Annotated in this window: 24 protein-coding genes; 14 read left to right on the top strand and 10 right to left on the bottom strand. The window is 70.1% G+C overall.

All coding sequences use genetic code 11. The features are described 5' to 3' along the window. Positions 1 to 27: 27 nt before the first annotated feature. Positions 28 to 1344: an SGNH/GDSL hydrolase family protein gene (locus AC3A6X_RS26555; RefSeq protein WP_487844969.1), complete on the top strand. Its 1317-nt coding sequence runs from the start codon at positions 28 to 30 to the stop codon at positions 1342 to 1344. Positions 1345 to 1463: 119 nt separating this feature from the next. Then, the gene (locus AC3A6X_RS26550) at positions 1464 to 1883 is read left to right on the top strand and encodes a YXWGXW repeat-containing protein (RefSeq protein ID WP_487844968.1); all 420 of its coding nucleotides are present in this window, start codon (positions 1464 to 1466) and stop codon (positions 1881 to 1883) included. Between the two features lie 48 nt (positions 1884 to 1931). Here AC3A6X_RS26550 and AC3A6X_RS26545 read toward each other — a convergent pair whose 3' ends face one another. From AC3A6X_RS26545 to purU, 4 genes are read right to left on the bottom strand one after another with little or no spacing between them, the layout of a single operon-like run. Next, entirely contained in the window at positions 1932 to 2660 is a 729-nt protein-coding gene (locus AC3A6X_RS26545; RefSeq protein ID WP_309966887.1) for an LrgB family protein, read from the bottom strand. 4 nt (positions 2661 to 2664) lie between these two features. Then, positions 2665 to 3024 (bottom strand): CidA/LrgA family protein, encoded by a 360-nt coding sequence (locus AC3A6X_RS26540; RefSeq protein WP_487844967.1) that lies wholly within the window; start codon positions 3022 to 3024, stop codon positions 2665 to 2667. 1 nt (position 3025) lies between these two features. Further along, the gene (locus tag AC3A6X_RS26535; protein ID WP_487844966.1) at positions 3026 to 4528 is read right to left on the bottom strand and encodes an FAD-linked oxidase C-terminal domain-containing protein; all 1503 of its coding nucleotides are present in this window, start codon (positions 4526 to 4528) and stop codon (positions 3026 to 3028) included. A gap of 34 nt (positions 4529 to 4562) precedes the next feature. Beyond that, complete coding sequence (purU, locus tag AC3A6X_RS26530) at positions 4563 to 5411, bottom strand: formyltetrahydrofolate deformylase (RefSeq protein ID WP_309966881.1); 849 nt, start codon at positions 5409 to 5411, stop codon at positions 4563 to 4565. A gap of 89 nt (positions 5412 to 5500) precedes the next feature. Here purU and aptA point away from each other — a divergent pair, with 89 nt between their 5' ends. Further along, positions 5501 to 6835 carry an omega-aminotransferase AptA gene (aptA, locus tag AC3A6X_RS26525; protein ID WP_487844965.1) on the top strand — a complete coding sequence of 445 codons (1335 nt, stop codon included), beginning with the start codon at positions 5501 to 5503 and terminating at the stop codon, positions 6833 to 6835. A gap of 15 nt (positions 6836 to 6850) precedes the next feature. Here aptA and AC3A6X_RS26520 read toward each other — a convergent pair whose 3' ends face one another. Then, positions 6851 to 7690, bottom strand: a complete 840-nt coding sequence (locus AC3A6X_RS26520; RefSeq protein ID WP_487844964.1) for a ChaN family lipoprotein — start codon at positions 7688 to 7690, stop codon at positions 6851 to 6853. A gap of 62 nt (positions 7691 to 7752) precedes the next feature. Here AC3A6X_RS26520 and AC3A6X_RS26515 point away from each other — a divergent pair, with 62 nt between their 5' ends. After that, positions 7753 to 8829, top strand: coding sequence for an AbrB family transcriptional regulator (locus AC3A6X_RS26515; protein WP_487844963.1), 1077 nt, complete (start codon positions 7753 to 7755; stop codon positions 8827 to 8829). Here AC3A6X_RS26515 and AC3A6X_RS26510 read toward each other — a convergent pair. Together AC3A6X_RS26510 and AC3A6X_RS26505 are read right to left on the bottom strand one after the other, a co-directional pair. Next, positions 8823 to 9101: a BTH_I0359 family protein gene (locus tag AC3A6X_RS26510; protein WP_181360530.1), complete on the bottom strand. Its 279-nt coding sequence runs from the start codon at positions 9099 to 9101 to the stop codon at positions 8823 to 8825. The genes AC3A6X_RS26515 and AC3A6X_RS26510 overlap by 7 nt on opposite strands. A 121-nt stretch (positions 9102 to 9222) precedes the next feature. After that, positions 9223 to 10359 carry a DUF3108 domain-containing protein gene (locus AC3A6X_RS26505; protein WP_487844962.1) on the bottom strand — a complete coding sequence of 379 codons (1137 nt, stop codon included), beginning with the start codon at positions 10357 to 10359 and terminating at the stop codon, positions 9223 to 9225. 107 nt (positions 10360 to 10466) lie between these two features. Between AC3A6X_RS26505 and AC3A6X_RS26500 the strand changes: the two genes are divergently transcribed. After that, complete coding sequence (locus AC3A6X_RS26500; protein WP_487844961.1) at positions 10467 to 11471, top strand: fumarylacetoacetate hydrolase family protein; 1005 nt, start codon at positions 10467 to 10469, stop codon at positions 11469 to 11471. A gap of 30 nt (positions 11472 to 11501) precedes the next feature. Here AC3A6X_RS26500 and AC3A6X_RS26495 read toward each other — a convergent pair whose 3' ends face one another. Next, on the bottom strand, positions 11502 to 12281 hold the full coding sequence (locus tag AC3A6X_RS26495) for a LuxR C-terminal-related transcriptional regulator (protein WP_487844960.1): 780 nt from the start codon (positions 12279 to 12281) through the stop codon (positions 11502 to 11504). Positions 12282 to 12355: 74 nt separating this feature from the next. On the opposite strand from AC3A6X_RS26495, the gene AC3A6X_RS26490 reads away from it, so the two are divergent. Genes AC3A6X_RS26490 through AC3A6X_RS26480 form a run of 3 tightly spaced genes read left to right on the top strand, consistent with a single transcriptional unit; the run spans position 12356 to position 15352 of the window. Further along, the gene (locus AC3A6X_RS26490) at positions 12356 to 14113 is read left to right on the top strand and encodes an FAD-dependent monooxygenase (protein WP_487844959.1); all 1758 of its coding nucleotides are present in this window, start codon (positions 12356 to 12358) and stop codon (positions 14111 to 14113) included. Then, a complete protein-coding gene (locus AC3A6X_RS26485; protein ID WP_487844958.1) occupies positions 14110 to 14340 on the top strand; it encodes a DUF2783 domain-containing protein in 231 nt (76 codons plus the stop codon). Before AC3A6X_RS26490 ends, AC3A6X_RS26485 begins: the two co-directional genes overlap by 4 nt. A gap of 37 nt (positions 14341 to 14377) precedes the next feature. Then, positions 14378 to 15352, top strand: coding sequence for a Bug family tripartite tricarboxylate transporter substrate binding protein (locus AC3A6X_RS26480; RefSeq protein ID WP_487844957.1), 975 nt, complete (start codon positions 14378 to 14380; stop codon positions 15350 to 15352). A gap of 12 nt (positions 15353 to 15364) precedes the next feature. On the opposite strand, the gene AC3A6X_RS26475 is transcribed toward AC3A6X_RS26480, so the two are convergent. Both AC3A6X_RS26475 and AC3A6X_RS26470 read right to left on the bottom strand, forming a co-directional pair. After that, entirely contained in the window at positions 15365 to 16525 is a 1161-nt protein-coding gene (locus AC3A6X_RS26475; RefSeq protein ID WP_487844956.1) for a toxin-antitoxin system YwqK family antitoxin, read from the bottom strand. Between the two features lie 13 nt (positions 16526 to 16538). Continuing rightward, positions 16539 to 16952, bottom strand: a complete 414-nt coding sequence (locus tag AC3A6X_RS26470; protein WP_309966860.1) for a VOC family protein — start codon at positions 16950 to 16952, stop codon at positions 16539 to 16541. Between the two features lie 53 nt (positions 16953 to 17005). Here AC3A6X_RS26470 and AC3A6X_RS26465 point away from each other — a divergent pair, with 53 nt between their 5' ends. The 6 genes from AC3A6X_RS26465 (at position 17006) to AC3A6X_RS26440 (ending at position 23518) form a co-directional block, all read left to right on the top strand. Beyond that, entirely contained in the window at positions 17006 to 18253 is a 1248-nt protein-coding gene (locus AC3A6X_RS26465) for a cystathionine gamma-synthase family protein (RefSeq protein ID WP_487844955.1), read from the top strand. Further along, entirely contained in the window at positions 18254 to 19369 is a 1116-nt protein-coding gene (locus AC3A6X_RS26460) for a TraB/GumN family protein (protein WP_487844954.1), read from the top strand. A 10-nt stretch (positions 19370 to 19379) separates the two neighbouring features. Next, positions 19380 to 19733, top strand: coding sequence for a DUF2946 family protein (locus AC3A6X_RS26455; RefSeq protein ID WP_487844953.1), 354 nt, complete (start codon positions 19380 to 19382; stop codon positions 19731 to 19733). Between the two features lie 100 nt (positions 19734 to 19833). Beyond that, positions 19834 to 22161: a TonB-dependent receptor gene (locus AC3A6X_RS26450; protein ID WP_487844952.1), complete on the top strand. Its 2328-nt coding sequence runs from the start codon at positions 19834 to 19836 to the stop codon at positions 22159 to 22161. 26 nt (positions 22162 to 22187) lie between these two features. Beyond that, on the top strand, positions 22188 to 22688 hold the full coding sequence (locus AC3A6X_RS26445) for a copper chaperone PCu(A)C (protein WP_487844951.1): 501 nt from the start codon (positions 22188 to 22190) through the stop codon (positions 22686 to 22688). Between the two features lie 68 nt (positions 22689 to 22756). After that, positions 22757 to 23518 (top strand): PhaM family polyhydroxyalkanoate granule multifunctional regulatory protein, encoded by a 762-nt coding sequence (locus AC3A6X_RS26440; RefSeq protein ID WP_487844950.1) that lies wholly within the window; start codon positions 22757 to 22759, stop codon positions 23516 to 23518. Positions 23519 to 23532: the final 14 nt, after the last annotated feature.

Genomic DNA, 23532 nt, shown 5'->3' with positions numbered 1-23532 from the left:
CCCGTCCGACACCGGACGGCAAGAGGCTTGCGTAAACTGGCTCGCTTGCGCAAGGACCTGGTTTCACGACGACGCTTCGCCCAGGCCGGGCTCGCGCGCTGCGCGGGCCTGGGGCTGCTTGCCGTCATGCCGTTGCCTCTGGTCGCGCGGCCGAAGCCGGCACACGCGCCGCTGTGGGCCGCCAGCTGGGCCGCGGCGCCGCTCGACTACATGCCGGCGCCGTTGTTCCCGGGCTTGCCGGCATTGCCTGCCAAGCCCCAGCACTTCGATGGCCAGAGCTTGCGCCAGCAGATGGTGTCTGCCCTGGGCGGCGAGGGCGTGCGTGTGCGTTTCTCGAACCTGTTCGGGCGCCGGCCGCTGCGCATCGTGGATGCCAGCGTGGGGTTCGCCGCCGGCGTCGCCGCGGTGGCGCCGGCCAGCCTGCAGCGGCTGCGTTTCGGCGGCCGCACCGGCATCACGATCGCGCCGGGCCGTGAGGCCTGGAGCGATGGCGCGCAGCTCGCGGTCGAGCCCGGCCAGGCGGTAGCGGTGAGCTACCAGGTCGAGGCGGGCACGCCCTTTGCCACCATGCACCCGCTGGGCGCCACGGTCATGGTGCCCGGCGCCGCGGTGATGCGTGCGAACTGGCCCGGTGCCGCCTCCTCGCCGATCAACCACGTCGTGACCGGCCTGGACGTCGCGATGCAAGCCACGCCGCGCGTGGTGGTGGCCTTCGGCGACTCGATCACCCAGGGCACGGGCAACGGCGAGGCCTCGCCCGCGAGCTACCCGGATCGGCTGGCCGCGCGCCTGCGCGAGCAGTCGGGCGGCGCCGGGGCCTTCGCGGTGATCAATGCCGGCATCGGCGGCAACCGGCTGCTCGTGGACGGCACCGGCCCGCGCGCCATCGAGCGCTTCCGGCGCGATGCGCTGGGGCAGAGCGGCGTGACGCATGTGCTGATCCTGGTCGGCATCAACGACCTCGGCGTGAGCCTGCCGGTCGCGATGCAGGGGCTGTCGCCGGCCTTCAGGCCGGCCAGTGCCGAGCAGCTCGCGGCCGGGCTGCAGCAGTTGATCGAGGAGGCGCGCGCCCGGGGCGTGAAGGTGCTGCTGGGCACGATCACCCCCTTCAAGGGCGCCGCCTACTGGAGCGAGGAGAAGGAACTGCGCCGGCAGGCCCTGAACCGCTGGATTCGCGGCCGCCAGGACGTCGACGCGGTGGTGGACTTCGACCAGGCGCTGCGCGACCCCGCCGATCCGGCCGCGATGAAGCCGCTCTGCGACAGCGGCGACCACCTGCACCCCGGCCCAGCCGGCTACGCCGCGATGGGCGATGCGATCGACCTGCGCGAGCTGCGCGAGTAGGCCGTGGGTTGCAACAAAAGGCGACAGAGCTTTACAAAAAGCTTCGGGCTGGGCTTACACGGGCTTCACAGGGCCCAGGGAGGATGAAGGCTCCTCCAACAACTCATGAGGGCATCCCCATGAAAAAACTCGCGATCTCTTTTGCTGTGGGCGCCGCGTCGCTTTTGTCGATGGGTACGGCCGTGATGGTGGTCCCGACCACCGCGCAGGCGCAGCCGGCGGTCGTCATCCAGACGCCGCCGCCGCCGCCGCGCTCCGAACGCATGCCCCCGCCGCGCCGCGGCTACGTGTGGGCGCCGGGGCACTACGAGTGGCGCGGCGGACGACATGTGTGGATCAACGGCGGCTGGGTCCGCGCGCGGCCCGGCTATGCCTACCGTGCGCCCGAATGGCGTGAGCGCGACGGGCGCTGGGAATACAACCGCGGCCGCTGGGACCGCGACCGCGACGGTGTGCCGAACCGCTACGACCGTGACCGCGACAACGACGGCGTGCCGAATCGCTACGACAACCGGCCCAACAACCCCAATCGCAGCTGATGTGAGCTGTTGACAAAAACGCCCGCTTCCGCGGGCGTTTTTTTCTCCTTAGCGCAGCATGCTGAAGACCAGCGGCATCAGGAGCGCCGCCAGCACGACCTGCAGACCGAGTGCCAGTCCCGCGTAGGCCCCGGCATCCGCATTGACGTGCAGCGCACGCGCGGCGCCGATGCCATGGGCCGTGGTGCCGAGCGCGAAGCCGCGCGCCGCGAAGCCGGCGGGATCGGTGCCGATGCGCAGGGCATCGAAGAGGTACTTGCCCGAGAGCGCGCCGATCATGCCGGTGAGCACCGCGAACACCGCCGACAGCGCCGGGATGCCGCCGATCTTCTCGGAGATGCCCATCGCCACGGGCGCAGTGACGGACTTGGGCGCGAGGGAGAGCACCACGTCGTGCGGCAGCCCCACCGCCCAAGCCAGGGCCACGGCCGAGGCGCTCGCCGCGATGCCGCCCAGCAGGGCGGCGAGCAGCACGCGCCCGAAGCGCGCCTTGAGTTCCGCGCGCCGCTGCCACAGCGGCCAGGCCAGCGCGACCACCGCCGGCCCGAGCAGGAAGTGGATGAACTGCGCGCCCGCAAAGTAGCTGGGGTAGTCCACGCCGGTCGCGACCAGGCCACCGGCCAGCGCGATCACCGACCACAGCACCGGGTTGGCCCAGGGCGCACTGCCCAGGCGCGCATAGGCCGCGTTCGCGAGCAGGTAGGTCACCAGCGTGGCCGTGAGGCCGAAGAGCGGCGTGGCGGAGAGGTAGATCCAGAGCTCGACGAAGCGGGGCATGGGCTCAGCGCTCCGCCTCGTGCCCGCGCTGTCGGTCGGGCCAGTAGAGCACGGTCGCCGTCACCGCCAGCCCGATCCAGGTCGACAGCACGATCACGAACAGCATGCGGCCGCCGTACTGCGCGAGCAGCGCGAGGTGCGTCATCACGCCCACGCCGACCGGGATGAAGAGCAGCGACAGGTGCGAGAGCAGGAAGTTCGCGCATTCGGCCACCGGCCCGCGCACGAGCTCGAACCGCAGCGCGGCGAGCAGCAGCACCAGGCCCAGCACCGGGCCCGGCAGCGGAAGCGACAGCCCACGCGAAAGCAATTCGCCGATCGACTGCAGGACCAGAAGCCAGGCGAGACCGCGCAATCCCTTCATCCTAAAAGCGCGGCAGATCTGCGTGCGGCATCCGTCCCGCGCGGAACACCTGCTTGCCGTACTCGGCGCAGCGCTGCAGCGTCGGGATGGTCTTGCCGGGGTTGAGCAGCCCCGCCGGGTCGAAGGCGCGCTTCACGCCGAACATCTGCTCGTTCTCCTCGGCCGTGAACTGCACGCACATGCTGTTGAGCTTCTCGATGCCCACGCCATGCTCGCCCGAGACGGTGCCGCCCATCGCGACGCTGGTCTCGAGGATGTCGGCGCCGAAGAGCTCGCAGCGGTGCAGCTCGTCGGGGTCGTTGGCATCGAAGAGCACCAGCGGATGCAGGTTGCCGTCGCCGGCATGGAACACGTTGCAGCAGCGCAGGCCGTACTTCTTCTCCATCTGCTGGATCGCCAGCAGGATGTCGGCCAGGCGCTTGCGCGGGATGGTGGAGTCGAGGCACATGTAGTCGGGGCTGATGCGTCCCGAGGCGGGGAAGGCGTTCTTGCGGCCGCTCCAGAACTTCAGGCGCTCTTCCTCGCTGGTGCTCACCGAGATCGCGGTGGCGCCGGAGGCTCGCAGTACCTCGCTCATGCGCGCGATCTCTTCTTCCACCTCTTCCGGCGTGCCGTCGGATTCGCACAGCAGGATCGCCTCGGCCTCGAGGTCGTAGCCGGCGCGCACGAAGTCCTCGACGGCGGCGGTCATGGGCTTGTCCATCATCTCCAGGCCGGCCGGGATGATGCCGGCCGCGATCACCGCGGCCACCGCGTCGCCGGCTTTGCGCACGTCGTCGAAGCTGGCCATGATGCAGCGCGCGAGCTGCGGCTTGGGCACCAGCCGGACCGTGACCTCGGTGGTGACGGCCAGCATGCCCTCGCTGCCCACCACCAGCGCCAGCAGGTCCAGGCCGGCGGCGTCCAGCGCCTCGCTGCCGAACTCGATCGGCTCGCCCTCGGCGGTGAAGCCGCGCACGCGCAGCACGTTGTGCAGCGTCAGGCCGTACTTGAGGCAGTGCACCCCACCCGAGTTCTCGGCCACGTTGCCGCCGATGGTGCAGGCGATCTGGCTGGACGGATCGGGCGCGTAGTAGAGGTTGAAGGGCGCGGCCGCCTCGCTGATCGCGAGGTTGCGCACGCCGCACTGGACCACGGCGGTGCGGCTGACCGGATCGACCTTCAGGATGTTGTTGAACTTGGCCAGCGACAGCGTCACGCCCATCGCATGCGGCATCGCGCCGCCCGAGAGCCCTGTGCCCGCGCCGCGCGCCACCACCGGCACGCCCAGCGAATGGCAAGTCTGGAGCACGGCCTGCACCTGCGCCTCGGTCTCGGGCAGGGCCACCACGAGCGGGCGCTGGCGGTAGGCGGTGAGGCCGTCGCATTCGTAGGGTGTGGTGTCCTCGGGCTGCCAGATCAGGGCATGGGCGGGCAGCCGGGCCTGCAGCGCGCGGACCACCTCGGCCTGGCGTTCGGAGGCCTGCAGCCGCTCACGCTGGGTCGTCGTCGTGGGCGCGTTCATGGGTCCGACTCTACGGCAAGGGATGCCGCGTGCGCTACTTGAAGACCACCGTCCGGTGCCCGTTGAGCAGCACCCGGTGCTCGCTGTGCCACTTGACGGCGCGGGCAAGCACCTGCGTCTCGGTGTCGCGGCCGCGGGCGGTCAGGTCCTCCACCGTGTCGGTGTGGTCGGCCCGCTCCACGTCCTGCTCGATGATCGGGCCCTCGTCGAGGTCGGCCGTCACGTAGTGGGCGGTGGCGCCGATCAGCTTCACGCCGCGGTCGTGCGCCTGGTAGTAGGGCTTCGCGCCCTTGAAGCTGGGCAGGAAGGAATGGTGGATGTTGATCGCGCGTCCGGCGAGCTGCGTGCACAAGTCGTTGCTGAGGATCTGCATGTAGCGCGCCAGCACCACCAGCTCGGCGCCCTCGGCCTCGATGATCTCCAGCTGCTTCGCCTCGGCCTGCGCCTTGGTGGCCGCTGTCACCGGGATGTGGTGGAAGGGCACGTTGTAGCTGGCCGCCAGCTGGTAGAAGTCGCGATGGTTCGAGACGATGGCGCGCACGTCGATCGAGAGCAGACCGCTCTTCCAGCGGAACAGCAGGTCGTTGAGGCAGTGGCCTTCCTTGCTGACCAGGATCACCGTCTTCATCGGCTCGGCCGCCACGCGCAGCTTCCAGCGCATGCCGAAGCTCTGGGCCAGGCCGGCGATCTGCTCGCGCAGCGCGGCCTCGCCGTGCTCGCTGCAGGCGAAGCGCACGCGCATGAAGAACAGGCCGGTGCCGTGGTCGTTGTACTGCGCCGCTTCTTCGATATTGCCGCCGCGCTCGAGCAGGAAGCCGGACACGGCGTGGACGATGCCGGTGCGGTCGGGGCAGGAAAGGGTGAGGATGTACGCGGGAGTCATAAGGGGCAGGATTGTCGCAGGGCTGCCGAATGTCGCGGCCGGTGCCAAAATGCCCTTCCCCCCAGCGTCCACCCTGCAGGAGCGAATAGATGGCCTACAACGACTTCAGCATGGACAACCAGTGGTTGCCCTTCACCCCGAACCGCCATTTCCGCAAGGACCCGCGCGTCTTCGTGGCGGCCGACGGCATGGAGTTCACCACGCACGACGGCCGCAAGGTGATCGACGGTATCTCCTCGCTGTGGTGCGTGGGCGCGGGCCACAACCGCAAGCCCATCAACGAGGCGATCAAGAAGCAGCTGGACACGCTCGACTACGCCACGGCCTTCCAGGTCAGCAACGACAAGGCCTTCAAGGCGGCCGAGATGATCGCCGCGATGGCGCCCGGCGACCTCAACAAGGTGCTGTTCTGCAACTCGGGCAGCGAGGCGGCGGACACTTCGCTGAAGGTGGCGCTGGCCTACCACCGCGCGCGCGGCGAAGGGCATCGCAACGTCTTCATCGGCCGCGAGAAGGGCTACCACGGCGTCGGCTTCGGCGGCATGTCGGTGGGCGGCATTCCGGGCAATCGCAAGGTCTTCGGCTCGGCCTTCCTGCCGCGGGTCGACCACATGCGCTTCATCCACGACCCGGTGAACCATGCCTACATCCACAACCAGGACCCGGTGTGGGCCGAGGACGCGCTGGCCGACCTGGAGCAGCGCATCCTGCCGCTGCACGACCCGAGCAACGTGGCCGCGATCATCGTGGAGCCGGTGGCGGGCTCGGCCGGCTGGTACCTGCCGCCCAAGGGCTACCTGCAGAAGCTGCGCGAGATCTGCGACAAGCACGGCATCCTGCTCGTCTTCGACGAGGTCATCACCGGGTTCGGGCGCATGGGCACCAACTTCGCGTCGGACTTCTACGGCGTGGTGCCCGACATGCTGAACTTCGCCAAGTGCGTGACCAACGGCGTGATCCCGCTGGGGGGCGTGATCTGCCGCGACAAGCTCTACGACGCGATGATGAACACCTCCGCGCCCGAGCACGTGGTGGAGTTCTTCCACGGCTACACCTACTCGGGCCATCCGGTGGCCTGCGCCGCGGCGCTCGCGACGCTCGATCTCTTCGCAAAGGAAAAGCTCTTCGCGCGTGCGGGCGAGATGGGCCAGGTGCTGGGCGATGCCTTCCATGGCACCTTCAAGGGCCTGCCCAACGTGATCGGCATCCGCAGCCTGGGGCTGGCGGCGGCGGTGGAGCTCGCGCCGATCGCGGGCGCGCCGGGCAAGCGCGCCTACGACATCTTCCTGGACTGCTTCCACAAGGGCGCGCTGGTGCGCCCCGCCGGCGACGTGATCGTGATCGCGCCGCCCTACGTGGTCGAGAAGTCGCACATCGACACGCTGGTCAACACGCTGGCGGATTCGATCCGCAAGAACACCTGAGCAAGCCCAGGCAGCCTAGCCTGGGGTGCGCATCTGTGCCCGGAGCGTTGCGCAGTAATCCTTCTCGGGCAGCGCGGGCGTCTGCCACACGGCGTCGAAGGCGCCCGGCGCGCGCTGCGGGTCCGAGGCGGCGCCGACCTGAAGCTGAACCGTCTTCACCGCGAGGTCGCTGGGCAGGTGCTGCGGCACGCCCAGCGCCTTGGCGCTGTGGCCGGCACCGCTCACCAGCAACACCGTCTTGCCCGGCACGCGGGCCTTGAGGAGGGTCTGCGCCATGGCGCGGTCGCGGGCGATCTGGATGCGTGTCATGGGGCCGATCTGCGACTCGGGCAGCAAGCGGCAGTGGCCCTCACGCACCGCCTCCTGCTGGGCCTTGAGCGCCTCGGCACCGAGCTGGACGTCGAGCGACACGTCGGCCATCGCATCCTTCATGCGCGCACGCGGGAGGTTGGCGCCGAGCACGGGCACGCCGGCACGCACCGCGGCCATCACGACCGGACCGTAGGCGCTCCAGGGCCAGGCCTTCTCGTTCCAGTCCAGGGCGGTCTTCACCTGGTCGTCGGTCGCCGTGGCGCCGAGGTGGGCGGTGCTGGCGCCTTCCTCGGCCATCTCGATGGCCAGCGCCGCCAGGCGCCCGCGCGCCACCAGCGCGTCGACGGTCTCGCGTTCGATCGCCTGATGTTCGGGGGCGTCGTGCTGTTCGCCCAGGAGCAGGGCGTCGGCCGGCAGCAAGGCCATGGCGCGGCGGGCGACCGGCGCATTCGCCGGTGGCACGGAGGCTGCGCAACCCACGAGCACGGCCGTCGCCAGAAGCGAGGCCAGCCAGGCGGACGAGGAAAGAGAGGGGCGCACCATCGGGCCATACTACGCGAGGGCGGCTGCGCCGCGTCGCCATCCATTGTCCCTTCCTCCCGTCCGTGCCCCCGCTTCGACTGACGCTGCGCGTCCTCGCCACCCTGTTGCTTGCGGTCGTGGCCGCGGGCGCCTGTCTCGCGCTGCACACCCCGCTGCCTTGGATGATCGGCCCGCTGCTGGCGGTGTCGCTGGCTTCCATCGCCGGCGCGCCGACCGCGAACTTCACGCCGCTGCGCAATGCCGGGCAATGGGCGATCGGGATGGCGCTGGGGCTCTACTTCACGCCGCAGATGGTGGGGCTGGTGGCCGGACTCTGGTGGGCCATCGTGCTGGCGATCGTCTGGGCGCTCGGCCTGGGCTGGTTGTTCGCGCAGGGCTTGCAGGCGCTGCACGCGAAGCGGATGCCGCATGTGCCGGTGAGTTCAATGAGAGCCACGACTTACTTCTCGGGCGCGATCGGCGGTGCATCCGAGATGACGCTGCTGGCCGAGCGGGCGGGCGCGCGCACCGATCTGGTGGCCGCCGCCCATAGCTTGCGGCTGGTGCTGGTCACGGTGGCGATTCCCTTCGCCATGCAATGGAGCGGCCTGCACGGCCTCGAGCTTCATGCCGCGGGGCCGCGCGAGGTGCGTTGGGGCGGGCTGGTGCTGCTCGTGCTGGCGACCGGGGTGGGCGGGGTGGCGATGCGGCTCGCGGGACGCACCAATCCCTGGTTCATCGGTCCGCTGCTGGTGTCCATGGGCTTTGCCGTGGCCGGCCAGTCGTTGTCGGCGGTCCCGGCGTGGCTGTCGAACGCGGCGCAACTGGTGATCGCGGTGAGCCTGGGCGTGCGCTTCAGCCGCGAGTTCCTGCACACGGCGCCGCGCTGGCTGGCGACAGTGGCGCTGGGAACCCTGGGGATGATTGTCTTGTGCGCCGGCTTTGCCTGGCTGCTGGCCTGGGGCACCGGGCTGCATCCGGCGACGCTGATTCTCGGAACCTCGCCGGGCGGCATCGCCGAGATGGCGATCACCGCCAAGGTGCTTCAGTTGGGGGTGCCGGTGGTGACGGCGTTTCAGGTGTGCCGGCTGGTGGCGGTGCTGCTGATCGTCGGGCCGATGTATGGCCGCTTATACGGAGCGGGGAAGAAGCCTCAGTGAACCAGCACGGGCGTGTGGGCGAGCTCGGCGTAGCCTTCGAGCGTGTCTTCGACCTCTTCCTGGGTCGGCGTGTTGAGCTGCCAGGCGGCGATCTGTTGCTGGAACAGCTCGGCCCAGGAGCCATCGAGATACACCTCCTTGCCGGAGCGCTTGTCCACGATCTCGAAGCCATGGCGGGCGAGCACGGGAATGTTCGGCGCCACTGGCGTGTCGCCCTCGGTCGGCTGCACGTGTACGACGACGAAGGAGTCGGAGTCGTAAAGCATTTGCATGGCGGGTCCAGTGAGGATGTCTAAGGCCTTCATGGTCGTTAGATAGCACTTAACGCGCCAGTTTCAATAAGGGCTGTTGTTTTGTAGGCACGCACCGTTATTTTTTGTGCATTTTTCGGCTTCAAGGGCGCGCTCCTTGGGCGTCACGCAGCTGGAAATCCGCGAAATCGCCATTGGCCTGGGTCTGCTTGATCCGCACCGGCAGGTAACCGAGCTCGGGCGCGATCCAGAGTTCCACCTTGTCGTCGTAGGGCTTGCGCGGGTTGCGCGTGAGCTTCCGGGCGTTGAACTCGCCGGCCGGCAGCTTCAGATGCTCGTCGTCCTCGACCTTGAAGATCCAGAGGTCGGCATCGCGCGGCCCCACCGTCTGGATCGCGAAGGCCGCGCCGGACGGATAGCGCGCCGGATCGCCGGCCATCAGCGCGCCGAGCTGCAGCATCACGCTGAGCCGGTCCTGCGCGCCGGGCAAGAGCGGCACGCTCGGCGCGTTGTTGCTGAACACCACCTGGGCCTGCTCGCGCATGAAATGCGCGGCCACCTCGCTGCGTTTTGCGTCCGAGAAGCGCGCGGGCTCGATGCCGCTGGGGCCGATCACGCCGTTGCTGTGCTGGCTGCGGATGGTCTTGAAGAGGAAGTTGAGCGAGAGCTGGGCGTCGTACCGCTGGCCATCCTGCTGCCAGATCAGTTTGCCGAACACGCCCTGCATCGGTGCGGCGCCGATTTGGCCGGTGACGGCGAAGGCGAGCTGCACCGAGCCCGGAATCTGCATCGGAGCCGGCGCTTCCGCCTGGCCCCCAGCGGCCCCGCTGCCCGCTGCCCCCGCCGGTGCTGAGCCGGTGCCTGCAGCATCGCCCGCGGCCGCGCCTGGAGCGGCTTCGGCGGTGCCCGGCTCTGCCGGTGCCTCGGCCGCAGCGGGCGCCGTCTGATCGGGCGCCGGGCTTTCGGTGGGCGCCGGACTTGGCGCCACAGGTGCGGGCGGCCGGGCCGCCGGCCGTGGTCGCGGGGGCCTGGGTGCGGGCGGCTTCGCTGCGGCGGGCGGCGGCGGCGCTGCTGCGGGCTCGGGCGCCGGCGGCGCGATCACGATGGTGCGCGTGATGAACTTGCCGGCCAGCGGCGAGGGATGCGGCCCCCCCGCCAGGGGCGCCAGCGCCAGCAGGGCCAGGTGCGCGAGCAGCACGGCGCCCGCCAGCAGCGCCAGCGCGCGCCAGGGCGGGCGCGGGACGCTGGGTAGGGCGGGAGCGGCGGGGCGCAGGTGCATCGGGAGTGGATCGGAGGCTGCTGCCAAGGTTCAGCTCGGTACACTGCCGCCCGTCCAACCAGTTTAGTGGTAGCGGTGCCGTGCCGGCATCCGCGCCCGCCTCATCCATGAAACTCGCCACCCTCAAGGACGGCTCGCGCGACGGCCAGTTGGTCGTCGTCTCGCGCGACCTGGCCAGCGCCCACTACGCCACCGGCATCGCCAACCGCCTGCAGCAGGCGCTCGACGACTGGGGCTTCGTCAGCCCGCAGCTGCAGGATCTTTCGGGCGCCCTGAACGCCGGGCGCACCCGCCACGCCTTCCCCTTCGACCCCGCCCAATGCATGGCGCCGCTGCCGCGCGCCTACCAATGGGCCGACGGCTCGGCCTACCTCAACCACGTGGAGCTGGTGCGCAAGGCGCGCAACGCCGAGGTGCCCGAGAGCTTCTATACCGACCCGCTGATGTACCAGGGCGGCAGCGACGACTTCATCGGCCCCTGCGACCGTATCGTGGCGGCCAGCGAGGCCTTCGGCATCGACTTCGAGGCCGAGATCGCCGTGATCACCGGCGACGTGAAGATGGGGGCCACGCCCGCGCAGGCGCTCGACGGCATCCGCCTCGTGATGCTGGCCAACGACGTGAGCCTGCGCAACCTGATCCCGAACGAGCTGGCCAAGGGCTTCGGCTTCTTCCAGAGCAAGCCGGCTACCGCCTTCAGCCCGGTGGCTGTCACGCCCGACGAACTGGGCGAGGCCTGGCAGGGCGGACGGGTGCATCTCACGTTGCAGAGCAGCTGGAACGGCCGCAAGGTCGGCATGTGCGACGCCGGCGAGGAAATGACCTTTCACTTCGGCCAGCTGATCGCGCACATCGCCAAGACGCGCAACGTGCGCGCCGGCACCATCGTGGGCAGCGGCACGGTGAGCAACAAGGGTGTCGAGAAGAACGGGCGGATGGAGTGGCCCAAGGGCTACAGCTGCATCGCCGAGAAGCGATGCATCGAGACCATCCAGGACGGCCAGCCGTCCACCGAATTCATGAAGTACGGGGACACGATCCGCATCGAAATGAAGGGGCGGGACGGGCAGTCGATCTTCGGGGCGATCGATCAGGAAGTGGCGGCGCCCTGATCGCCCGGCGTCGCCAGCGTCAACGACACATCAAGCCGAGGCGCCGCGCAGCAAGTCCTTCAGGCTCCGTATCCCCAACCGCCGAAACGCCCGGTACTGATGAGTCCGCACCGTCGTGAGCTCGATCCCGATCTCGCGCGCCGTCTCCTTGGCGGTCCTGCCGGCCAGCAGGTGGCCGATCACCTCGCGCTCGCGCAGGCTCAAGGCCAGCAGGCGGGTTCCCAGGCTGGGCTCGGCCGCCTCGCGCGCCGCCATCGCGCTGCGGCCGTGCGCGAGGGTCGCGTCCGCGAGCAGGGTGGCGTGGGCCTCCAGCAGCGTGAAGTCCCTTTCGTCGAACTCCGATTGCGCGAGGCTGCGGTAGAAGCTCACGGCCGTGCGCTGCCCGGTGGGCAACAGCAGCAGCACCGAGGCGCGCTCGCGGATGCCCACGTCGCCGTAGCAGGCCGCGCGGTAGGCCGGGTCCGCCACCTCCTCGGCAACCTGGTGCCCCATCCAGAGCTGGGGCCGCTTGGGTAGCTTGCGGCCGGCGAGCCACACCATGTTGGGATCGAGCCGGTCGAAGCGCTGGGCCACGTAGCGCTCGGCCGTGCGCTCTGCCGTGCTGCCGTAGCTGCTGGCGGCCGACACGGTCTCGATGCGGCCGCTGGCGCTCACGGCGAAGACGGTGCAGAAGGTGACCGGCAGCACCCGGTGCAGGGCGCCCAGGTAGCTGGCCGCCAGGTGCGGCGTGCCGATGCCGGCGAGCACGCCGCTGACCACGGGGGCCGCGAACGTAAGCGCTTCGGCGCTGCGCAGGGGCCAGCGCCTCATGGGGGTCTCAGGGTTAACACTTCGTACGAAGTTAGGACATCGGCGCTCCGGAGGCATCGGGACAATCCCTTCGCATGAACACCGCTGTACTGCCCCCTCCGGCCGCGCGCCCCGGCGATGCCGCCACCGGCCCGCTCCCGCCGGCGGCCGGCGACCTGCCCCCGCCGGTCGGCGATTTCCGCTACACCCGCTTCGCACCCACGCTGCCGCCGCTCGAGGACGGCGTCGAGGCCGGCCGTCATCCGGTGGTGATCGCCGGCGGCGGCCCGGTCGGGATGGCGCTGGCCCTGGGCCTGGCCAACCACGGCCTGCGCAGCGTGATCCTCGAGGCCGACGACACGGTCTGCGTCGGCAGCCGCGCGGCCTGCGTGTCGCGCCGCAGCCTGGAGATCGTCGAGCGCCTGGGCGCGCTGCCGGCCTTCCTGGCCAAGGGCCTGGCCTGGACCGGCGGGCGAAGCTTCTACAAGACCGAGGAGGTGTTCCGCTTCGAGATGCCGCACGACGCGCGGCAGAAGCTGCCGCCGATGATCAACCTCGAGCAGTACTACATCGAGCAGTACCTGCTCGACGAGATCGTGCGCCGCAATGCAGCGGCGCCGGGACTGATCGACATCCGCTGGGGCACGGAACTCGCCGGCTTCACGCAGGATGCCGAGGGGGCGGTGCTGCAGGCGCGCAATGCCCTGGGCGCGTACACCTTGAATGCGCAATGGCTGGTGGGCTGCGACGGCGGCCAGAGCTTCGTGCGCAAGTCGCTGGGCCTCAACCTGGAGGGCACGGCCTACGAAGGCCGCTACGTGATCATCGACATCGAGCTCCACAGCAGCCACCCGACCGAGCGCCGCGCCTGGTTCGACCCGCCGTGGAACCCCGGCTCGACAGTGCTGATGCACCGCCAGCCCGACGACATCTGGCGCATCGACTACCAGCTGCGCGCCGGCCAGAGCACCGAGGAGGCGCTGCAGCGCGCCGCGGTGGCCGAGTTCGTGCAGCGCCATCTCGACGCCATCGGCGAGGGCCACCTGCCCTGGAAGACGGTCTGGACCTCGATCTACCGGGCCGGCGCGATGACGCTTTCGAGCTATCGTCACGGCCGCGTGCTGTTCGCCGGCAATGCCGCGCATGCCATGCCGATCTTCGGCGTGCGCGGGCTCAACTCCGGCTTCGACGATGCCGACAACCTGGCCTGGAAGCTGGCGCTGGTGGCGCGTGGCGTGTCGGACGCGTCGCTGCTCGACAGCTACTCGCAGGAGCGCATCGCCGCCTTCCACATCAATGCCGAGAGCGCCATGCGCAGCACCGAGTTCATGTCGCCGCCCTCGCGCGGCTTCGACCTGCTGCGCGAGGCGGCGCTGTCGCTCTCGGGCGCGCAGCGTGGCATCGCGAACCTGATCAACCCGCGGCAGACGCAAGCCGTGTTCTACGAAGACTCCGCGCTGTCCAGCGAGAGCGACGCGTTGCCGGCCGGCCCGCGGCCCGGCGAGACCCTGCCCGAACAGCCGCTCGCGCCCGGGCTGCATCTCACCGACTGGGTGGGGTCGCAGTTCACCGTGCTCGTGCTCAACATCGATCGCCCGGACGCCGGCTTCGAGGCCGAGCTCGCCGCCGCGCAGGCCGGCCCCTTGCAGCCGGTGCTGCGCGTGTTGCCGCCTGCTGCAGAACATGCCGCGGTGTTCGAGGCGCTGGGCGCAGAGGAAGGCGCGGTCTACCTGCTGCGGCCCGACGGCCATGTGGCCGCGCGCTGGCGCCGCGTGCCGCCAGGTGCGTTGGCCCAGGCGCTTGCACGTGCATCGGTGCTTGCACCGCAGCCGAAGGCGAAGGTATTTCAATGACTACCGCCCTCACGCTCGAAGCCCGCGACCGGCTCTACGCCGAATGCGCCAACGCCATCAGCGAAGCCGGTGCCGAGCGAGAATCGCTCTTCCTCGCGCGACTCGTCCTGCTGCTGTTCGAGCAACTCGGCGACGAAGCGCGTTGCCGGGCCGCGCTCGCCGAAGCGCTGCGCGAGCTGCCGGTGCCCTCGCTGTCCGCAGCTCCGGACGATGCCAGCCCGGCCTGACCCCTCTCACACACCAAGAAACCAGGAGACTTCATCGATGGACCGCAGAACCCTGCTCAGCACCCTCGCCGCCACCGCGGCCGCCGCCGCCGCACCCTGGGCGCGCGCGCAGAACTACCCCGAGCAGCTCATCAAGTGGGTGGTGCCCTATCCGGCCGGCGGCGGCACCGACGTCATCGCGCGCACCCTGGCCGAGGCCATGCGCCAGACGCTGGGGCAGCAGATCGTGATCGACAACCGCCCCGGCGCCTCGACCAACATCGGCGCCGACCTGGTCGCCAAGTCCAAGCCCGACGGCTACACCATCATGTCCGCCGACAACGCAGTGCTGGCCTTCAACGAGTACCTGTTCAGCAAGCTGCCCTTCAACCCCGAGAAGGACTTCAGCTACATCGGCGCCATCGGCAAGTTCCCGCTCGCCCTGGTGGTGCACCCGGACTTCCCGGCCAAGGACTTCAAGGCCTTCCTGGCCTACGTGAAGGCCAATCCCGGCAAGGTCAACTACGCCTCGCCCGGCAACGGCTCGCCGCATCACCTGGCGATGGAGATGTTCAAGAACCGCACCGGCACCTTCATCACGCACATCCCCTACCGCGGCGCGGCGCCGGCGATGGCGGACGTGATGGGCGGCCAGGTCCCCTGCATGTTCCTCGACCTCGCCTCGGGTCTGCCGATCATGCAGGGCCAGAAGGTGCGGGTGTTGGCGATCGGCTCGGGCGCGCGCTCGAAGCTGCTGCCCGATGTGCCGACGCTGGCCGAAGTGGGCGTGCCCAACACCGAGGTGTTCGCCTTCCAGGGCATCCTGGGCCCCGCCGGCCTGCCCGCGCCGGTAGTGAGCAAGCTCAACACGGAACTCAACCGCGCTTTCGGCGTGCCGGCGGTGCAGAAGCGCTTCAGCGACTTCGGCATGGAGGCGATGCCGGGCACGCCGCAGCAGTTCGCGGCGCTCTCGCGCGCCGAGTCGAAGCGCTGGGGGCCGATCATCAAGTCGGCCGGGATCAAGCTCGATTGAGAACGCGAAGGCCTACCTTGCGTAGGCCTTTCGCGAGCCGTCCTCGAAGACCTCGTCATCGCGCTCCAGCTTGCCGTCGGCGTCCCAGCTGCGTTCGCGCGTCACGCGGCCCTTGTCGTCGTAGCTCGACTCGGCGCGCAGCTTGCCGCTGTCGTTGAAGCGCTGGTGCAGGCCGATCGGGATCTGGCGGAAGCGGCTCACGACGGCGAAGCGTCCCAGCGCGGCGCGCTCGCCGTTGTCGTGGAACTCGGTGATCTCGACCGTGCGCGCCTCGTTGCCTTCGCCGTAGACTGCCTTGCTGCGCGGCTGGCCGTTGAGGTAGTAGCTCTCGTCGGAGAGGGGCTCGCCGGCGGCGCTCCAGCGCTGGTCGCGCACGAGCAGGCCCTTCTCGGAGAACTCCTGCTCGCGCCGCTTGATCGCGCCGCGCTCGAGCAGCAGGTAGACGATCTCCCGGCGCTTGATGCCCTCGGACGACCAGCGCCGCTCGATGCGCTGGGTGCCGCTGATCTCGTCCTGCATCGACGGCTTGCCATTGTCGTAGAGCTCTTCGCTGCGCACCCGCTTGCCGGCCAGGTAGGCGAGGCGCGTGCGCAGGATGCCCTTGCCATCGAACAGCTCGACCTGCGAGGGGGTGCTGCCGACGAAGCCGCACAGCCGCGCATCGTCGGCCGCCGGCGCCAAGAGGGGCTTGTCGCCGCAGCGCAGGCCGGACAGCTGGCCGCGCTCGGTGAATTCGGCGTAGGCGCGCTCGCCGGGCTCGGCGTAGAAGGTGGCGCGGCGCAGCTGCCCGTTGGGATGAAAGCTGCGCGTGACGCCGGTCTCGTGGCCATTGTCGTACACCGCCTCGCGCAGCACCCGGCCGGTGGCCGGCGAGAACTCGCGCGCCGGGCCTTCCATGTTGCCGCGGGCGTTGACGCTGTGCTCCTTCAACAGCTTGCCCTTCTCGTAGGTGCGCACCGGGCCCATGAAGACGCCATTCTGGAGCTGCTGCTCGCGCATCAGCTCGCCGCTGTCGCGGTCCTTGCAGCGCATCAGGCCGGTCTTGCCGGCCGTGGTGTTGCCGTTGGCCGGGTTCACGCTCTGACCGTTGAGCTCGCAGTCCTGCACCGCCGGCGCGCCCAGCGGCAGCAGGGCGAGCAGCGCGGCTGCGAGAGCGGCCGGACGCGGGAACATGGACAACATGGATTCAGGTGGCGTAGACGGTGTCCAGCGAGCGGAAGCCCTTGACCTCGATGGGGTTGCCGAAAGGGTCGCAGAAGAACATCGTCCATTGCTCGCCCGGCTGGCCTTCGAAGCGCACCTGCGGCTTCAGCACGAACTCGGTGCCGGCCGCTTCCAGACGCTCGGCCAGGGCCTGCCAGTCGGGCAGTTCGAGGATCAGGCCCAGGTGCGGCATCGGCACCAGGACGTCGCCCACATGGCCGGTGCGCGCGGTGGCGAAGGGCTCGCCCAGGTGCAGCGAGATCTGGTGGCCGAAGAAGTCGAAGTCGACCCAGGTGTCGGTACTGCGGCCTTCTGCGCAACCGAGGCGCTTGCCGTAGAAGCGCCGGGCCTCGTCGAGATCGCGGACGTTGAAGGCGAGGTGAAATATGCTGCGCATGCGAAGAGCATAGCGATGCTGCCGCCGTCCCGAAACCTGTGGATACAAACACCATGAGCGCGCCTCCCGACACCCCCGATCCGATCACCCGGCTGCTGCACGCCGACCGCCGCTTCGGCGCCGAGCAGGGCGGTGTCCACATGGCCGTGAATCCCTCTGTGCAGTATGGCTATGAGCGGGTGGAGGACCTGATCGGCGTGTTCCAGGGCCGCTTGAAGAACCGCTTCAACTACGCCCGCCAGGGCACGCCGACCACGGCGGCGCTGGAATCCAAGATCACGGCGCTGGAGGAGGGCGTGGGCACCGTGAGCTTCGCGACCGGCATGGCGGCGGTGTCGGCGGTGTTCCTGACCCTGCTGCGCGCAGGCGACCACCTGGTGGCGAGCCGCCACCTCTTCGGCAACACCCACAGCGTGCTCGGCACCCTGCAGGGCCTGGGCGTCGAGGTGAGCCTCGTCGACGCGGCCTCGGCCGATGCGGTGGCCGCCGTGCTGCGGCCCGGGACGCGCATGGTCTTCGTCGAGACCATCGCCAACCCCGGCACGCAGGTGCCTGACCTGCCGGGCATCGGCCGGCTCTGCGCCGAGCGCGGGCTGGTCTACGTGGTGGACAACACCATCAGCTCGCCCGCGCTGTTCCGGCCGCGGACGGTGGGCGCCAGCCTGTCGCTCAACTCCTTGACCAAGACCATCGCCGGCCACGGCAATGCGCTCGGCGGCGCGGTGACCGACACCGGTCTTTTCGACTGGCAGGCCTATCCGAACATCTTCGAGGGCTATCGCCAGGGCGACGCGAAACAGTGGGGCCTGACGCAGCTGCGCAAGAAGGGCCTGCGCGACCTGGGCGGCACCCTCAGCGCGGACCATGCGCACCGCATCGCCGTGGGCGCCGAGACCCTGGCGCTGCGGGTGGCGCAGACCAGCGCGACCGCGCTGGCGCTGGCCCGCTTCCTGGAATCCCACCCGGCCGTGGCGCGGGTGTATTACCCGATGCTCGAATCGCACCCGCAGCACGCGATGGCGCGCGCGCTGTTCGGCGCGGGCGCCTGGCTGCTGTCGTTCGAGCTGCGCGATCCGGCGGCTTGCATCCCGGTCATCAATCGGCTGCAGATCCCGGTCAAGGCCACGGGCATGGGGGATACGCGCACCCTGATCATTCCGGTCGCGCCCACGATCTTCTGGGAAGCCGGGCCTGAGAAGCGCGCCGAGATGGGCATTGCGGAGGGGCTGATCCGCGTCTCGGTCGGCCTGGAGCGCGAGAGCGAGCTGATCGCCGATTTCGCGGCGGCGCTGGACGGCTGAATGAAGCCCGGCCCGGTCCTGCCCGGCTGGCGCCGGGCGCTGCGCGCGCTGGCCCTCGCGGGCCTGTGTGCAGGCGCCGCGCCGGTGTTTGCGGCCGGCGAGGCGGGGGCGCCCGTTGCCTGTCCGCCTGCGGCGCCCGTGCCCGATCTCTCCCCGGCCGCCCTGTCGCGCGCACTGGCCTCGGGTGCCGACCGCGGCCTGCTGTGGCGCCTCGAGAAAGACGGCCGGCGCTCCTGGCTCTACGGCACCATGCACCTGGGCAAGGCCGAATGGATGATCCCGGGCCGCCGCGTGCTGCGCGCGCTGACGCAGAGCGACACCCTGGCGCTCGAGCTCGACCTGGAGGACCCCGCCACGGTGGCCGTGTTCAGCGCGCCGGCCGACCCTGATGCCAGCGCGCGTCTGCTGACGCCCGAACGCCGACGCCGGCTGGACCGGCAGGTGGCCGCGGCCTGCCTGCCCGAGGGAGCGCTTGCCAGCCTGCGGCCGATCCTGCAGGTCACGACCCTGGCCATGCTGGCGGCGCGCGCCGAGGGGCTCTACGGCGACTTCGGCAGCGAGGCCTTTCTCTCGGCCCTGGCGCGGGCCCGCGGCAAGCCGGTGGTGGCGCTCGAAAGCGCAGCGGCGCAGTTGAAGATGCTGGCCGGCGATTCCGAGGCGGAGGAGGGCGAGCAGGTCGACCAGGCGCTCGACGAGCTCGAGTCGGGCCAGGCCGGCGCGCAGGCCAACGAACTGGCGCAGGCCTGGGCGCGCAATGACTGGCCGCGACTCGACAGCTACACCGAATGGTGCGAGTGCCTCCGCACGCCCGCCGAAAGGCGCGCGCTGCAGCGCCTGCTGGACGATCGCAACCCGGGCCTGGCCGAGGGCATCGCGCGGCTGCACGACGAGGGGCAGCGCGTGTTCGGCGCGGTCGGCGCGCTGCACATGGTGGGGCCGACGGGCCTGCCCGCGCTGCTGGCGGCGCGCGGCTTCCGCGTCACGCCGGTGGTTCCTGCCGCGGCTTCCCCACCCGCTCCCGCTTCCTCATCGGTTGCCGCGGCGCCGCGGGCTGCCGCGACCCCGCCCGTTCGGGCTGAGCCTGTCGAAGCCGGCACCACACCATCTGGCCGATAATCGCCACCCCATGTCCTGCCTGCGCCACGCCCACCGCATCGGCCGCCTCGTGCTGCTGTGGTTCGCGCTGTCGCTGGGCGCAGCGATCGCCTCGCCGATCGTGCATCCGCAGACGCTGGAGCTGGTGTGTTCCAGCGCCGGCGCCATCAAGGCGGTGGTCCAGGGCGAGGACGGCGCGCAGGAACTGGGCGCCACCCACATGGATTGCCCGCTGTGCCTGCTGACCGGCGCGCCGCCGCCGGCGCTGGTGGCGGCGCTGCCGCATCCCCTCCCGCTGGCCCACGCGGTCCAGCCCATCCCGGCCGCGCGCATCGCCGCGGCCACCGCGGCCCCGCTGCCCGCGCGCGGGCCGCCCACGCTCTGAGCTTGCTGTCGATCTCGTAGCGAGCGCGCGCCCTTCCGGCGCTCGCTCGCGGATCTCCTTGCAATGCACCGGCGCTCCGAGGCGCCGAGGAGCGCTCTCCATGAACAAGAAAACCGTGCTGTCGCTCGCCGTGGGCGCAGCGTTCCCGTGCCTGGCCGGGCCTGCGCTCGCCCAGACTCCCTCCGCCCCTGTCGCCGAGCAGGCGCCCGAGCGCATCAAATCGCTCGGCGTGGTGACCGTCACCGGGGGCCAGCCGACCTCGCTTCCCACGCAGATTCCCACCACCATCGAGGGCGTGACGCGCGAGGAGATCGAAACCCGCGTCAACGCCACCGACAGCGAGGACGCGCTCAAGTACCTGCCCAGCCTGCTGGTGCGCAAGCGCTACATCGGCGACTACAACCACGCCATCCTCTCGACCCGCGCCTCGGGCACCGGCAACAGCGCGCGCTCCGCGGTCTATGCGGACGGCATCCTGTTGTCCAACTACCTGGGCAACGGCATCGCCAACGGCACCAACTACGCGCCGCGCTGGGGCCTGGTCACGCCCGAGGAGATCGAGCGCGTGGACGTGATGTACGGGCCCTTCTCCGCCGCCTACCCCGGCAACTCGGCCGGCGCGGTGGTGGACTACGTGACGCGCATGTCGACCCAGCTGGAGGCGCATGTGAAGGCCGGCTACTTTTCGCAGCCCTTCGATCTCTACAACACGCACAAGACCTTCGACGGCTGGCAGACCAGCGCCTCGCTGGGCAGCAAGAGCGGCGACTGGTCGTGGTGGATCGACATCAACCGCACCGACAGCCGCGGCCAGCCGCTGACCTTCACCACCGCCACCGTCGCCTCGGGCGCGCCGGGTCGCGGCGGCACACCGGTCTCTGGCGCCGTGCCGGGCCTGAACACCACCAACACCCCCTGGTACCTCCTGGGCACCGGCAACGCGTACCACACGGTGCAGGACCATGCCAAGCTCAAGCTGGCCTACGACTTCTCGCCCACCGTGCGCGCCACCTACACGCTGGGCTGGTGGCAGAACAGCTCGGAGGGCCGGCCCGAGAGCTATCTGGTCAACGCGGCCGGCCAGCCCGTCTACAGCGGGCCGGTCGACTTCGGCGGGCGCAGCTACACGCTGGCACCCACCGCCTTTCCCCTGACCAACGACCGCCAGACGCACTACATGCACGGCCTCTCGGTCAAGAGCAACACGCGGGGCGAGTGGGACTGGGAGGTGGCGGCCAGCCTGTACGACTACGCCAAGGACCAGCAGCGCGCGCCCACCGTCGCGCTCCCCCTGGCGGCGGTCGGTGGCGCCGGCACGCTGCAGGACCAGGATGGCACCGGCTGGAACACGCTGGCCGCCAAAGGCACCTGGCGACCGCAGGGCGTGGGCGGCGCGCACATCGTCGACTTCGGCGTCGGCCGCGATGCGTACAAGCTGGCCATCGCGAAGAACAACGTGTTGGGCAGCTGGCTGGACGGGCCGGCCGTGCCCCGGTCCGTCGTCAGCAATGTCGGCGGCCGCACGCAGACGCAGAGCGCCTGGGTGCAGGACAGCTGGGGCTTCGCGCCGCAATGGAAGGCCGTGCTCGGCCTGCGCTACGAGCACTGGCAGGCCAAGGACGGCTTCACCGCCACGGCGGTCAGCTCGCAGGTCTACCCCGCGCGCAGCGAATCGGATCTGTCGCCCAAGGCCGCGCTCGCATACCAGTTGACGAAGGACACGGTGCTCAAGGCCTCAGTGGGACGCGCAGTGCGCTACCCGACCGTGGGCGAGCTCTACGGCGCGACCTCGGGCGGGACGCTGTCCTTCATCAACGACCCGAACCTGAAGCCCGAGAAATCGTGGACCGGCGAGCTCTCGGCCGAGAAGGACCTGGGCAACGGCCTGGCGCGCGCCACGCTGTTCCACGAGACCACCAAGGACGCGCTCTACAACCAGCTCATCCCGAACTCGACCGTTTCGCGCGTGCAGAACGTCGACAAGGTGCGCACCACCGGCCTGGAGCTTTCCTACACCGGCCAGGACGTGTTCGCCGAAGGACTGGAGCTCGGCAGCAGCCTGACCTACGCCGTTTCGAAGATCGTGGCCAACGCCGCCTTCCCGGCCAGCGTGGGCAAGTGGCAGCCGCGCGTGCCGCGCTGGCGCTCCACGGTCTACGCCACGTACAAGCCCGATGCGCGCTGGGCCTTCACCGTGGCGGCGCGCTACAGCGGGCGCCAGTACTCGAACCTGGACAACAGCGACGTCAACGCCAATGCCTACTTCGGCGCCAGCAAGTACTTCACCGTCGACCTGCGCGTGGTCTTGCGCATCGACAAGCGCTGGTCGGCCGCCTTCGGCATCGACAACGCCAACAACGAGCAGTACTGGAATTTCCACCCCTACCCCCAGCGCACCTACAGCGCTGAACTCCGCTTCGACCTTTGATTCACACTTCGCCAAGGAGCCATGCCATGAATTACAAGCTACTTCTTCGCCGGCGCGTCGCCGCCGCCCTCCTGCTGGCAGCCGCCGGCAGCGTCCTGGCCCAGGCGCCCGCGCCCGGCGCCGCCGCAGTCGATGTGCGAGATGCCTGGGTCCGCGCCTCGGTGCCCGGCCAGAGCGGCACCGGCGCCTTCATGAAGCTCAACGCACCTGCGGGCGCGCGCCTGGTCGGCGCTTCCACGCCCGTGGCCGGCGTGGCCGAGGTTCACGAGATGAAGATGGAAGGCGACACCATGCGCATGCGTGCGGTGGAGGGCGGGCTCGCGCTGCCCGCCCGGCAGACCGTCGAGCTCAAGCCCGGCGGCTATCACCTGATGCTCATGGATCTGAAACAGCCCCTGGCCAAGGACAGCACCGTGCCGCTGACGCTGCGCTTCGAGGATGCCAAGGGGCAGAAGAGCACGCTCGACCTGAAGGTGCCGGTGCTGGCCGGTCCCGTCGCGCCCGCGGGCGGTGCGCACAAGCACTGAGAGGCCCCAGGGCCCTGCGCATGGAGTAAGCTGCCCGGACACAAAAACCCCCTCGCAGGAGACCGCCCATGAGCGACGCCAAGCCCTTCGCCTTCAGCCAGTTCGTTCCGGGATTCGACTTTCTCCAGAGTCTTGCGGGCGGCGCGTCGGGCGGGACCAGCGCGGTGCCCGGCATGCCCAGCCTGTCGAGCTGGGTGGCGCCGACGCTCAGCATCGAGGAGGTCGACAAGCGCATCCAGGAGCTCAAGACCGTGCAGTACTGGCTGGAGCAGAACGGCCATGCGCTCAAGGCCACCATCCAGGCGCTGGAGGTGCAGAAGATGACGCTGTCGACCCTGCGCGGCATGAACCTGCGCATGGAAGACCTGGCCAATGCCTTCACCCGGTCGGCCGCGACGCCGCCGGCCCCGGCCGCCTCGGCGGCACCCGCACCCCGCGCGCATGCCCCGGCGCCCGAGCCCGAGCCCGAATCCGAACCCGAAGAAGCCGCCGAGCCGGAGGAGGCGGCCGAAGTGCCGGCGCCCAAGCGCGCCGCCAAGGCCAAGGCATCCAACGGCGCCGCCGCGCCGGAGGCCGCCAATGGCGGCGTGGTGGACCCGCTTCAGTGGTGGGGCGCGCTCACGCAGCAGTTCCAGCAGATCGCCAGCTCGGCCCTGAAGGACGCCTCGCAGATGAAGATGCCCGCCGCGGCCCAGCCGCTGGCCGCGGCGGTCGGCCAGGCCATGGGCGCGCCCGCGCGCGCGCCGGCACGCAAGGCGGCCACTGCCGCGAAGAAGGCGCCGGCCGCGGCCAAGAAGACGACGAGCGCCAAGCGAACGCGCGAGCGCTGATTTCCAACCACGTT

It is taken from the genome of Variovorax sp. Soil_C_12, assembly GCF_057657375.1.
The sequence above is the reverse complement of the archived record's forward strand: the minus strand, read 5'-3'. Positions and strand labels throughout refer to the sequence as shown.